Here is a 12,887-nt window from a genome sequence, read left to right as displayed (position 1 = left end):
TGGGGCCTCACTTCCCGATGCAAAACTGTCGGAAGACCTCGTCGAGAATCTCTTCACTCGTCACCGCCCCCGTGACTTCTCCCACGGCTCGGAGAGCAGCGCGCAGCTCGAGACACCAGAGCTCGCAGGCCAACCCCGTTCGGAAGGCGTCGACCGCTTGCTCCAACGCCGCGACCGCGCGCCGAAGAGCGGCTTCCTGTCGGGCATTGACCGCGCTCCCGGTCGCCGCTTCGGGGGCTAGGGTGGCGATTTCCTGGTAGATCCGGCGATCGAGCTCGTCCAGCCCCTGACCGGTGAGTGTGGAGACGCAGATCTGCGACCGGCGCTCCGCGTGGATGCCCAAGTCCGACTTGTTTGCGACGAGCAGGTGCCGTTGATGCGGAAGAAGGGTCGGAAGGCGAAAGGAGTCGCTCTCGGGCGGCTCCGGCGCGGTCGACACATGGACGACGATCTCCGCGAACCGGAGAGCCTCCTCGGCGCGGCGAATCCCTTCGGCTTCTACCGGGTGTTCGGCGGGTCGATGGCCAGCCGTGTCGACGAGGCGGACCGGAAAGCCGTGGATCTGGCAGAGGGATTCGATCGTATCCCGCGTCGTGCCGGGATGGGGAGAAACGATGGCCCGATTTTGGCGCAGGAGGGCGTTGAAGAGGCTGGATTTTCCGACATTGGGAGACCCCGCGAGAACCACGACGATGCCCTCCCGGAGCAGACGGCCCGTTGGGGCGGTGCCGGCCAGTCCGAGCAGTTCCTTCCTCAGCTGGTCGATGCGGCGGAGCATGCTCTCCCCCACTTCCGGATCGATGTCTTCTTCCGGAAAATCGAGATAGGCCTCTGCGTGAGCGACAAGCTCCAGGAGCGTTGTCCGGGCTTCGGCGAGCTTCCGGCCGAGCCTCCCTTCTTTTGTCTCCTGGGCGGCAGCGAGGCCCCGAAGACTCCCGGCATGAATGAGATCCGCAATCGCCTCGGCCTGGGTGAGGTCGAGCTTGCCGTGGAGAAAGGCGCGCTGGGTGAACTCTCCGGGAAGAGCCGCCCGGGCACCCCGGGAGAAATAGGCCGCGAGGATCCTGTCGACCAGGAGGGGATTCCCGTGGCAGGAGATCTCGATCATCTCCTCGCCGGTGTACGAGCGGGGCTGCCGCCAATAGAGGAGAACGGCGTCGTCCAATCTCTCTTCCTCATCCCAGAGTTCCCGATGCCAGGCTTTTTGGGGTAGCCAGGAAACCGGTTTCCTCAGCAGGAGATCGGTGATTTCCCGGGATCGCGGGCCGCTGACCCGGATCACGGCCAGGGCAGCCGGGGCCGCCGGAGTGGCGAGTGCCGCAATGGTCTCATTCATGGAGCGTCAACAACCGATCCAATGTGCGGTCTTCCGTTGCTTCTGTCATCTGCTTCGTTGGGACTTGGTTTTTTGCCCCTCCTCGCAGGATGTCGTCCTATCGCTCCGGGCGAAAACTTGAGCCCCGCCCCTCGCATCCGGGACCATTCGTCGCGCTTCGGGTACGATCTTTGTAAGACAGGCAGGTTAAGAACATTGGTGAGAGGTCCCCTGGAGGATACGATTGCTTATCCCGGGCCATGGCAAGCCAACTCTTCAAAGGTCAGGAGTTCCGTTCGGATCGTCGAGTCCTGGTCGCCCGGGTACTCCTGGAGCGAAAGAGGGACTGCCTGCTCGATTACGCCGTTCCAGAGAGGCTGGCGAAGCAGGTCAAGGTCGGTGCTCATGTCCGGGTCCCCTTGCGGCGCGCCGAGACGACGGGCTGGGTGATCGATTTTCCAGCAAGGTCCGCCGTGGAAGGGCTGCGAGAGCTCTCGGCGATCTCCGAAGAGCCTTTTCATCTTTCGGCCACGCTGCTGCACCTAGCCGAGTGGACGGCCGGCTACTACTGCTGCCCACTGGCCGCGACGATCGCCTGCATCTTCTCCGCGCCGGTGCGCCGAGCGCGGACGCAGGAGCAGCTTTTGGCCGCTTGCCGGTCCGAATGGGACGAAAAGTCGGTGGACCAGGTGCGCTGCTCTTCTCGCGAGAAGCGGGCATGGGCACGATTGCGTGAACTCGGACCGACTTGGTTGACGGAGCTCTGCGCGAGCACGGGCACTGGACCGCAAATCTGGAAGCGGCTCGCGGAGCGGGGGCTCGTCGAGCTACGGAAGGCGCAGAGGAGGAGGCATCCGCTGAGGAGTCTTCCCCCAGGACTCGGAGAGCTTCCGGTCTTGACCGAAGATCAGACGAGGGTCCTCGAAGCGATCCGCGCGGCGATTCGGCAAAACGGGTTTTCGCCCTTTCTCCTTTTCGGCGTCACGGGCAGCGGCAAAACGGAGGTCTATCTTCGATCGGTGGGAGAGGCGCTCTCCCAAGGACGCTCCGCCCTAGTCCTGGTCCCGGAGATCGCCCTGACCCCGCAGCTGGTGGAGCAGGTGCAGAGCCGATTCGGCGATCGACCCGGAAAGGTTGCTCTCTGGCACAGCCGGCTTTCGGCGGGAGAAAGGCATGATCAGTGGCAGGATATCGTCTGCGGACGAGCACGAGTTGTCGTGGGCGCGCGTTCCGCAGTCTTTGCTCCGCTACGCGGACTCGGCCTCATCGTTGTCGACGAGGAACACGAGAGCGCCTACAAGCAAGGAGAAACTCCGCGCTATCACGCCAGAGACGTCGCCGTGATGCGCGCTCGCCGGGAAGGCATTCCCGTGCTCTTGGGCTCCGCTTGTCCTTCTCTGGAGTCCTATGCCAATGCCCTCGCGGGAAAATATCGCCTTCTCGAGTTGAGCGTGCGCGTCGAGGATCGGCCTCTCCCTCTTGTCCGCGTCGTCGATCTCCGGCGACGGGCGAAGAAGAGCAGAGCGGTCGCGGGAGCCTCCTCCCCTGAAAGACCCTGTCTCTCCCCCGAGCTCCAGGAAGAACTGGGGAAGCGGCTGGCGCAGCGGGAGCAGGCGATTCTCTACGTCAATCGGCGCGGTTATGCGCGGGTCCTCCAATGTTCGGATTGCGGTGCCGTGAGGGAGTGCCCGCACTGCAGCGTTGCTTTGACCTATCACCGAGCGGGCGAAAATCTCCGCTGCCACTTCTGCGGCCACTCCGAGCCCTTTCCGAACGCATGTTCCGCCTGCCACGGTGGACGCTTCGATGCGCTGGGCACCGGTACCGAGCGCATCGTCGAGTCCGTCGAAGCGGCTTTCCCGTCGGCAAAGGTCTTGAGAATGGATTCAGACTCGATGGCGAAGAAGGGCGCACTGCCGGACGCCTTGCGAGCATTTGCCGAGCGCCGCTTCGACATCCTCGTGGGAACCCAGATGGTGGCCAAGGGGCTCCATTTTCCCGGAGTCACCTTGGTCGGGGTTGTGCAGATCGACGGACTCCTCCACATGCCCGACTTCCGCTCAGCGGAAAAGGCCTTCCAACAGCTTCTCCAAGTCGCGGGGCGCTCCGGGCGGGGGGAGACGCGGGGGGTCGTCTACATCCAAACCCGCTGTCCGGTTCACCCCGCGATTCAGTTCGCCCGCCACCACGACTATCGCGGCTTTGCCGAACAGGATCTCGAATTTCGCGCTTCGTTCGGCTATCCGCCGGCAACGCGCCTGGTCCTCCTGGTCTGGAAGAGCCAAAGCGACGGGCTCTGCCGGCAGGCGGCGGAAACCGAGGCTGGGGAGATTCGCCGGAGGCTCGACGGCGTCGCCGAGGGGGGAGAGATCCTCCCTGCCCCGATCCTGCGGCTCCAAGGAGCCTTCCGCTATCAACTTCTTCTTAAGACCAACCGAATTGTCGAGGCTGGCCGAATTCTCAAGCGATGGGCGGAGACCAGATCCCGCCGCACGGAAGTCGACCTCGTGGTGGACGTCGATCCGGTCGAGTTCTTGTAGCCTGCCGGCCGCTCAGACTGCTGCCGGCCTGAGGAACTCCTCTCCCTTCTTCCAATCGCAAGGGCAGAGCTCCCCCGACTGCAACGCGTCGAGCACGCGCAGCACCTCTGCGGGGTTGCGGCCGACCGAAAGATCGTTGACCGACACGAACCGAATGACGTTGTGCGGATCGACGATAAAGGTCGCTCGGAGCGCGACTCCTTGGATCTTGTGCAGAATGCCGAGCGCGGTCGAGAGTTCGCGTTTGATGTCGGCGAGCATCGGAAAGGGGAGCCCTTTAAGGCTTGGATGGTGTAGCCGCCAGTTGAGGTGGACGAACTCGCTGTCCGTCGAAACCCCGTAGAGCACCGCGTGGCGGTCGGTGAACTCCTTGATCCGTTCGCCGAATCCGACCAGCTCGGTCGGGCAGACGAAGGTGAAATCCTTCGGCCAGAAAAAGAGCACCTTCCACTTGCTGCCATGCGTTTCGTCGGATATGTCCGTGAACGCGGTGTCGAACTTCAGGCCTTCCGGTCCTCCCTGGACGGCCTTCAAGGTAAATTTTGGCAGATGGTCGCCTACAGTCAGCATCGTTGTCTCCTACTCCGAGTTTAAAGATAAAGAATGAACCACTCACATACGACCGATGCACGGACCAATCAAGGGAGTGGCCGCATCATCTCGAGGATCCTGCGGCCGCCTCGCGACGGCGCAGGGCCTCGGCATAGGCCGCTTCGTACTGCCCTGCAGTCTGCGTCCAGGAGAAGAGCTTCTCCATTCCCTCGGCGCGCAGCGCGGCCACGGTCGACGGCGACTTTTTCCAGAGTTTGATCGCCCGACGGCAGGCGGAGCCGACCCCCTCTCCCGTCGGCTCGAAGAAGAGCAGCCCCGTCCCCTTGCGTGCCTTGTCGTCCAGATCGATCACCGTGTCCTTGATCCCACCCGTCGCCCTCGCGACGGGGATCGAGCCGTAGCGCATCGCGTAGAGCTGGCTCAAGCCGCAGGGCTCATAGAGGGAGGGCATCAGAAAGAAGTCGCTTCCCGCAAAGATCCAATGGCTAAGCTCTTCAGAGAATCCGATCGAAGCGGCCACCTTGTCGGGAAACTCGCGGGCGAGCCAGCGGAGAAACTCCTCGAACTCCCGTTCTCCCGTTCCTAGGAAAATGCATTGGATCGACTCCTCGCGGAGAAGCGAAGGCAACGCGTCGCGGACAAGATGGATTCCTTTCTGGAGGTGGAGCCGGCTCACCATCGCGAAGAGCGGGAGATCTGGCCTTGCGGGTAGGCCCAGCCGGCGTTGAAGCGCTTCCTTGCAGCGGGCCTTTCCTGCCAAGTCTTGCACGGAAAAGTTCGCAGGAAGGAGAGGATCGGTGGTCGGTTCCCAGCGCGTCTCGTCGACGCCGTTGAGGATTCCGCGAAGATCGGCTTTCCGTCGCGCGAAAAACGGCGCGAGTCCGCAGCCGCCGACGGTCTCCTGGATTTCCTCGGCGTAGGCCGGAGAGACGGTGGTGAGAAGATCAGCGTCGTGCGTGCCCGCCTTGAGCAGGTTGACCTGACCGTGGTCCTCGATGAAATCCGGCCGGAATCTCTCCCACTCCAAGCCGAGATAGGGTAGGACGACCGATCCATACTTCCCTTGGTGCCCGACATTGTGCAGTGTCAGAACGCTTGCGGTCCTGCCAAAGGGCGAGAGGAGATGCGGCCAGGCTTTCAAAAAGACCGGCACGAGGGCGGCCGGCCAGTCGTGGACATGAAAGACATCGGGAACGAATGCCAAGGATTTGCAGATTTCGAGGGCCGCCTTGGACAAGAGGGCAAACCGGAACGCATTGTCGGCATACTCTCCGCTCGGCTCGTCGTAGACGCCGGCTCGCCCAAAATAGCTCTGATAATCGACGAGCCAGACGGGAACCCGCTCGGCTCCGAGGAGGGTTTCCCAGACGGCGATCCACTGCTCCTGCCCGGTCCCCATATGCACGCAGCACGAGCCGAGGAGACGGGCGTCCGCCTTCCGCCGGTCGATTCCGGCATAAAAGGGAAGGATCACGCGCACGTCGTGGCCTCGTCGGGCGAGAGCCAGCGCGAGCCCCTCCACCGCATCGCCCACCCCTCCTACTTTGGACAAGGGGGCGCACTCCGCCGCGACAAGGGCGATCTTGCGCCGGATCTCTGCCGAAGCGGGAGGCGGAGTCTTCCGACTCGGGGCGGCGGGTCGAGAGGAAGCCTTCCGGGCTTGGGCAGGCTTTTCCTCCGAGGCTTGGAGAGCCTTGTCGGCCATCTGTTGCAGCTCGGACTTTCCCGGGAGGTCCCCGGCTTCTTTGCGGGAAGCGTCGGTCCACTTTCCGCGCTTTTGGCTGGGACGACTCTGCTTTTTGCTGGAGCGCTCGGATGGTTTCATTCCTAAACTAAAGCCATACTCTCCTCTCCGGTGGCAAGCGACGGCAAGCTTTTATAGTTGCGCCTCTACCCGAGGGGACAATTGGCTTGCCTGGGCTGGACGGGGGCGGAAAATGAGATCGTGCGTCGGGCGTTTCAGTGGGCTGCCCTCCTGCTTTGCCTTTCTCTGCTCCTCTTTTGGGCCTGGCGAAGCTCGCTGGAGCGGACCGACGGCCGCTATGACGCGCAGATCCGGATAGCCAGCGAGCGATACGGCGTCGATCCGCTGCTGATCCGTGCGGTCATCTGGCAAGAGACCCGTTTTCGCCTCAATAAGATAGGACGCGTCGGGGAACTCGGCCTCATGCAGGTGAGGCCGACGACCGCGCTCGACTGGGCGCGGAGCGAGAAGCGAGCGGACTTCCGGCCCGAGCAGCTTGCCGATCCTCAGATCAATATCCTGGCCGGCGGCTGGTATCTCGCGCGAGCTCTCCGCCACTGGCAGGATACCGACAATCCGTGCGTGTTCGCTCTTGCCGAATATAATGCGGGGCGACGCAATGCCCTTCGCTGGGTTGACCCGGCGCGGCCGAGGAGCAGTCGTGCCTTTCTCTCGCGGATCGGCTTTCCCAAGACGCGGAAGTACGTGCGCGAAACCCTGGACCGTATCGCTTTATACCGTACGGGAGTGCCGTGGAGGGCGTGTACCGATCTTTTTTCCCAACCCATGGGAGCAGGGGAAAGGAAAGAAGCTGTGCATGTCGCGGGCCGGCCGTAGCGCGGGCTTCGTTTCCCGTAAAAGAGTGAGAAGGAGAAAAACGGGTTGCCAAGCCCGCTTCCTGGTGCATGATGGAGGATCGGTCGGGCCCTTAGCTCAGCGGATTAGAGCGTCTGACTACGGATCAGAAGGTCGTAGGTTCAAATCCTACAGGGCCCAGGCGGAGCAGTTGCGCGGGTGTAGTTCAATGGTAGAACGGCAGCCTTCCAAGCTGCATACGAGGGTTCGATTCCCTTCACCCGCTCGGGGCGATTCGCCTGCCTGTCTCCCAAGCGTTCTCCTGCGGCTTGCGAACTGAACCTGTCTGCATCGTTGGGACTTGGATTTCCCTCCTCGCAGGTTGTCGTCATACCGCTCCGGGGGAAACCCTGGCGCCGCGCCTCGCATCCAAGCCCATTTGCGGCGCTTCGGCCACGAAATTGGTGAGAAATGGCGGTTAGTGATGAAACCGAGTAGCCCGCCTTCCGGGACGGACGGTAGGTTTTCCCTCCCATGAGCCGAGAGCTCGATGGAGGTCGGCCAGGAAATGGTCGGCCATGTCTCGGGAAAATCCCTCTCGAACCACGATGCGGAGAACCGCAACCGCTTGCGCATCGGGAGGCATCGTGTAGGCGGGCACTTGCCATCCGCGCTCGCGCAGCTTTTCGGAGAGGTCGAATGCCGCCTCGGAAGGCAGGTTTTTTAGCTTGAAGGCGAAGGCGGGGATTTGAGAGCCGTCGCTGACGAGATCGAAGGGCCCCATTTTCGCAATCCGGTCGGAAAGAAAGAGGGCGGTTTCCCGCATCGCCTGCAGGATGCGAGTGTAACCCGCGCGGCCAAGTCGGAGAAAGTTGTAGTACTGGCCGACGACTGGTGCGCCGGAGCGAGAGAAGTTTAAGCCGAAGGTCGGCATCTCACTCCCGAGATAGTTGACGCGAAAGATCAGCTCTTCGGGCACTGCTTCCTGCGAACGCCAGAGAACCCAGCCGACGCCGGGATAGACGAAGCCGTACTTGTGACCGGAAACGTTGATCGACTGGACCAGGGGCAAGCGGAAGTCCCACCTCAGGTGCGGCTCGAGGAACGGAGCGATAAATCCTCCGCTAGCGGCATCGATGTGTAGAGGAACCTCCCATCCCTTGGCTTGTCCCCAGCGGACCAGTTCGTCGTGAATCGCCTCGATCGGCTCGTATTCCCCGGTCATGGTCGTGCCCAGAATGCCGATCACCCCGATCGAGTTTTCGTCGACATAGGTGGAGGCGCCGGTCGGCGTCGTAACATAGCAACCGGGGGTCACTGAGATCAGCCTCGGCTCCACCTCGAAGTAGCGACAGAACTTTTCCCAGACAACCTGAACGTTCGTGCCCATGACGAGATTGGGCCGGTCCGCAGGCAAGCCTGCGGCCAGCCGCCGCTTCCGCCATCGCCATTTGAACGCCAGGCCTGCCAGCATCGCTGCTTCAGAAGATCCGAGAGTCGAAGTGCCGAGCGGGCTGTCGGTCGGGCGAGCGTGAAACAGACGGGCCAAAATGCTCACGCAGCGCTGCTCGATTTCAGCGGTCTGGGGATACTCGTCCTTGTCGATCAGGTTCTTGGGGAGGCTTTCCACCATGAGATCGCGGGCCTCCTTTTCCATCCAGGTCGTCACGAAGGTGGCAAGATTGAGCCGCTCCTGCCCGTCGAGCAAAAGCTCGTCATGAATGAGCTGATAGGCGATCTCGGGCGACATCTCCTCATCCGGCAGGCGATGGCTCGGAGCGGGCTTGCTCATTGCCCTTCGCGCGTAAGCGGGGGAAAGAAAGGATTCCGGGGCGTCGTGCGGGTGAAAAATGACTCTGTGCATGGTGAGTATCCTCCTGGGGGCTTGAGGTCAGGCCTTTCGCAGTCGCTCGACCAGTCCGTGGCGAAGACCGCGCACGCTGACGGTCAAACGATCGATGCCCAAGGCGGCAAGCGTCGAAAAGAGGACGGCGACTCCGGGGAGAAAGATATCCGCCCGCTTCGCGGGAACCCCGGGGAGGGCTTGTAATCGAGCCAGATCCGATCGAGAGAGTTCTTCCAGGATGCGCTGGATCGCATCCGCAGAGACGGAGAAAAGATGGATCTTTTCCCGGTCGAATTGCCGAAGCTCCTGCACCAGCGCAGCCAGGGCGGTTGCCGTGCCCCCGACGGCAACCAGGGTGCGATTACGCGGGGAAAAGTCGCGGAGGGCTTCCTTGAGCTGCTTTTCTAGGGTGAGGAGCATCGAGGCCAGGCATTTGCCGCCGATCGGGTATCCCGAGACGAATCGATCGCGAACGCGAATACAGCCCAGTGGCACACTCAAGCGGGCTTCGATCGCTCCGCCTCCGCCTTGTGTCCATTGCGAGCTTCCTCCGCCGACCTCCGTAACGAGGAGCTCTCGGTGTTGCAGGAATGGGTCGGCGGCCACGCCGTGAAAGGTGATCTCCGCCTCTTCCTCTCCCGAGAGCAGGAGAACCGGGCAAGCGAGCAGCCCGCTGATCCGCTTGAGGAACTGTTTCCGGTTTCGACTGTCCCGAACGGCGCTGGTCGCTGCCGCGATGCGGCGATTGGCTCGCCACTGATCGGCTGCCTCACGAAGACTTCGAAGGACCGTCTCGGTTCGCTCCACGGCTTCTTCCGCCAACTCTCCGGTGGCCAGGACTCCTTCGACGAGACGGGTGGTGGAGCTGCGATGATCCAGTGTCCGAAGATCCGCTCCGTCCCACTCAGCCACGAGGAACTTGATCGAGTTGCTCCCGATGTCGAAGGTGGCGTAGCGCGGCAAAGCGGGAACCCTCTCTCGGCATCTTGGGGCCAGCGGAAGCTCCTGGTGCCCTACGGCGGAAAGAAGTGGTTCGGTCGTCATGGAGGAGGCTCTCCGTCTACGCGCGCGGCTTGCTCAAGAATCTCTTCGAGTTCTCCAATCAGCCGGTCGATCTTTCGCAAGTCCTTCCGTCGTCCCTTTTCTGGGACGATCAGCAGCGATTCGAGCTTGGCGGCCGCTTTGGCCAGGAGCCTCTGTCCTCTCTTGCCCGCCCGCTCCTCCAGGTGCTCCAATTTCTGAGCGGTCAACGTGATCTGACGGATTTCTCTCTGCAGGCGTGCCACATAGTGTGCGGCGGTTTCCTCGAGCAGGAACGAAAGGGAGGACAAGCTCTGCTCCACTTCCTCCAAGTCGCTTGGGCGCGCCAGGAGTCGCGGAAATCGCTTCATGCTACCGCCTCCGGTGTCCCACGGAAGACGATCTGCCCATCGGAAAAATCGACGGAGAGCGCGGTGTTGTCGGCAATTTCTCCTGCGACGATCTTGCGGGAGAGCGGGGTCTCCAGTTCCTTTTGGATCACTCGCTTGAGCGGACGGGCTCCGTAGGTGGGGCTGTAGCCCACCTGGGCCAGATGTTGCTTGGCGGCGTCGGTCAACTCCAGGGTGATCGATCGTTCGGCGAGGCGCTTGCGCAGTTCTGCGAGTTGCAGATCGACGATCTTCTGGAGCTGGGGCAGTTGCAACGGCTTGAAGAGCACGATCTCATCCAGGCGGTTGAGGAACTCCGGCCGGAAATGAGCCCGGAGTTCTTCCATGACGCGGCCGCGCACTGCTTCCGGGATCTCTCCCATGGGTTCGATTCCTTCGGTCAGGTAGATGCTTCCAATGTTGGAAGTCATGATGATGATCGCATTCCGAAAGTCGACCGTGCGGCCTTGGCTATCGGTAAGCCGACCGTCATCCAGAATCTGGAGAAAGACGTTGAAGACATCGGCGTGGGCCTTCTCCACCTCGTCGACGAGAATCACACTGTACGGCTTGCGCCGAGCTGCCTCGGTCAACTGCCCTCCCTCCTCGAATCCGACGTATCCCGGGGGAGCGCCGATCAGGCGGGCGACCTGGTGCTTCTCCATGTATTCGCTCATGTCGAGCCGAATCATGTTCTCCTCGCTATCGAAGAGCGCTTCCGCCAACGCCCGGGCGAGCTCGGTCTTTCCCACGCCCGTCGGCCCCAGGAAGAAGAAAGATCCGATCGGCCGCTTGGGATCCTTGAGGCCGGAGCGGGCGCGGATCACGGCATCGGCCACGGCCGCTACCGCCTCGTCCTGGCCGATCACTCGCTGATGGAGGAGGGAATCGAGCCGGAGCAGCTTCTCCCTTTCTCCCTCCAGGAGCTTGGAGACGGGAACCCCGGTCCATCGCGCAACGACCTCTGCGATCTCCTCCGGAGTGACCTCCTCCCGAAGGAGCCTTCCGCTCGCTTCACCCTTGGCGAAGCCTTCCTCCAGTTCCTGGAGCCGCCGCTTCAGTTCGGGAATTTTCCCGTACTGGAGCTCAGCGACTCGGTTGAGGTCGTAGGCTCGCTGGGCGATCTCCATCTCGTGCTCCGCTGCTTGGAGCTCTCCGCGTACCTTTTGCAGGCCGCCGATCGATCCCTTCTCCTCTTGCCATCGGGCCCGGATCCGATCCCGCTCGCTGCGCAGGTTGGCGAGCTCTCCCTCCAGGGTTTCCAAGCGCTTGCGCGAAGCGTCATCCCGTTCCTTGCGCAGCGCCTCCTTCTCGATTTCGAGCTGGAGGACGCGCCGTTCCAGCCCTTCCAGCTCCTCGGGCATGCTTTCCATTTCCGCCTTCAGCTTGGCCGCTGCTTCATCCATCAAGTCGATCGCCTTGTCCGGGAGGAACCGATCCGTGATGTAGCGGTGGGAAAGTACCGTTGCCGCCACGAGGGCGCTATCCTGAATCCGCACTCCGTGGTGAAGTTCGTACCGCTGGCGCAGGCCGCGGAGAATCGAAATGGTATCCTCCACGGTCGGCTCGGAGACGAGGACAGGCTGGAAGCGCCGTTCCAGGGCCGCATCCTTCTCTATGTATTTCCGGTATTCGTCGAGAGTCGTGGCTCCGATGCAATGGAGCTCACCCCGCGCAAGGAGCGGCTTGAGCATGTTGCCCGCGTCTATCGCCCCTTCCGCGCGTCCCGCCCCCACCATGGTGTGAATCTCGTCGATGAAGAGAAGGATCTGTCCTTCCGATGCCGTTACTTCCTTGAGGACCGCCTTGAGCCTCTCCTCGAACTCTCCTCGGTACTTGGCGCCGGCAACCAGCGCACCCATGTCAAGCTGAACGACGCGCTTGCTTTTCAAGCTCTCGGGAACGTCGCTTGCCACGATACGCTGCGCCAGTCCTTCGACGATGGCGGTCTTTCCGACCCCTGGCTCCCCGATCAAGACGGGGTTGTTTTTCGTCCGTCGGGAAAGCACCTGAATCGTGCGCCGGATCTCCGCATCCCTTCCGATCACCGGGTCGAGCTTGCCCTTTTGCGCAAGCTCGGTAAGGTCGCGTCCATACTTTTGGAGCGCTTCATAGGTTTCTTCTGGATTGGGGCTGGTCACCCGCTGGTGGCCCCGAACCTCCGTCAAGGCGCGCAGAAAGGCTTCTCGGCTGAGACCTGCTTCGCGCAGCAGGCGCCCGGTCACCGTGGCCGGCGGCTCGTCCAGGAGCGTCAGCATGAGGTGCTCCACACTGACGAATTCATCCTTTAGACGCCTTGCCTCCTCCTGTGCTTTGACCAAGGCTTCGCGGAAACGTTGGGTGACATAAGCCTCGCTGTTGGACCCGGAGACGCGGGGCAGCCGTTGGAGCTCCTGGCTCAAGCGCTCCCGCAGCTTGGCGACATCAACTCCTGCGCGGTCGAGCAACCGGGGCACGAGCCCTTGCTCTTCAGCCAACAGTGCTTCGCATAGATGCTCGACGTCCACTGACTGGTGGGAGTGCCGTAGGGTTAGGTTTTGCGCCTCGGCGATAGCCGCCTGCGCTTTTTCTGTGAATCGATTCATAGGGAAGGCCTACCTCAGAAACTTACTGGAGGCAGGAGGGAAAGCGCAAAACTTTTACTGCCCCGCATGGGGTGGCGGCACCTCGGGCACGAACTTTGTGA

The 12,887-nt window shown here is 62.3% G+C and carries 9 protein-coding genes and 2 tRNA genes; 4 read left to right on the top strand and 7 right to left on the bottom strand.

What is annotated here, in order from left to right; all coding sequences use genetic code 11:
- Positions 1-7: 7 nt before the first annotated feature.
- On the bottom strand, positions 8-1,336 hold the full coding sequence (gene mnmE / locus A37A_RS0105655; protein WP_018290551.1) for a tRNA uridine-5-carboxymethylaminomethyl(34) synthesis GTPase MnmE: 1,329 nt from the start codon (positions 1,334-1,336) through the stop codon (positions 8-10).
- Positions 1,337-1,575: 239 nt separating this feature from the next.
- On the opposite strand from mnmE, the gene priA reads away from it, so the two are divergent.
- Positions 1,576-3,855, top strand: a complete 2,280-nt coding sequence (gene priA, locus A37A_RS0105650; protein WP_018290550.1) for a primosomal protein N' — start codon at positions 1,576-1,578, stop codon at positions 3,853-3,855.
- Positions 3,856-3,867: 12 nt separating this feature from the next.
- Here priA and A37A_RS0105645 read toward each other — a convergent pair whose 3' ends face one another.
- Positions 3,868-4,425 carry a peroxiredoxin gene (locus A37A_RS0105645; protein ID WP_018290549.1) on the bottom strand — a complete coding sequence of 186 codons (558 nt, stop codon included), beginning with the start codon at positions 4,423-4,425 and terminating at the stop codon, positions 3,868-3,870.
- Between the two features lie 85 nt (positions 4,426-4,510).
- Positions 4,511-6,232 carry a glycogen synthase gene (locus A37A_RS0105640; protein ID WP_018290548.1) on the bottom strand — a complete coding sequence of 574 codons (1,722 nt, stop codon included), beginning with the start codon at positions 6,230-6,232 and terminating at the stop codon, positions 4,511-4,513.
- Positions 6,233-6,289: 57 nt separating this feature from the next.
- On the opposite strand from A37A_RS0105640, the gene A37A_RS18185 reads away from it, so the two are divergent.
- From A37A_RS18185 to A37A_RS0105625, 3 genes are all read left to right on the top strand, one after another.
- On the top strand, positions 6,290-6,988 hold the full coding sequence (locus A37A_RS18185) for a lytic transglycosylase domain-containing protein (protein ID WP_018290547.1): 699 nt from the start codon (positions 6,290-6,292) through the stop codon (positions 6,986-6,988).
- 85 nt (positions 6,989-7,073) lie between these two features.
- Positions 7,074-7,147: transfer RNA gene (locus A37A_RS0105630), tRNA-Arg, on the top strand.
- A gap of 14 nt (positions 7,148-7,161) precedes the next feature.
- Positions 7,162-7,232 (top strand) — tRNA-Gly (locus tag A37A_RS0105625).
- A gap of 192 nt (positions 7,233-7,424) precedes the next feature.
- Here A37A_RS0105625 and A37A_RS0105620 read toward each other — a convergent pair.
- From A37A_RS0105620 to clpB, 4 genes are read right to left on the bottom strand one after another with little or no spacing between them, the layout of a single operon-like run.
- Entirely contained in the window at positions 7,425-8,810 is a 1,386-nt protein-coding gene (locus A37A_RS0105620; protein WP_020494067.1) for a glutamate decarboxylase, read from the bottom strand.
- Positions 8,811-8,837: 27 nt separating this feature from the next.
- Positions 8,838-9,836, bottom strand: coding sequence for a hypothetical protein (locus tag A37A_RS16010; protein WP_018290545.1), 999 nt, complete (start codon positions 9,834-9,836; stop codon positions 8,838-8,840).
- Entirely contained in the window at positions 9,833-10,183 is a 351-nt protein-coding gene (locus tag A37A_RS0105610) for a hypothetical protein (RefSeq protein WP_018290544.1), read from the bottom strand. Before A37A_RS0105610 ends, A37A_RS16010 begins: the two co-directional genes overlap by 4 nt.
- Positions 10,180-12,786: an ATP-dependent chaperone ClpB gene (gene clpB, locus A37A_RS0105605; RefSeq protein ID WP_018290543.1), complete on the bottom strand. Its 2,607-nt coding sequence runs from the start codon at positions 12,784-12,786 to the stop codon at positions 10,180-10,182. The genes A37A_RS0105610 and clpB overlap by 4 nt, the downstream gene beginning before the upstream one ends.
- Positions 12,787-12,887: the final 101 nt, after the last annotated feature.

This window comes from Verrucomicrobium sp. 3C (genome assembly GCF_000379365.1).
Lineage (GTDB): Bacteria > Verrucomicrobiota > Verrucomicrobiia > Methylacidiphilales > Methylacidiphilaceae > Methylacidimicrobium.
The sequence above is the reverse complement of the archived record's forward strand: the minus strand, read 5'-3'. Positions and strand labels throughout refer to the sequence as shown.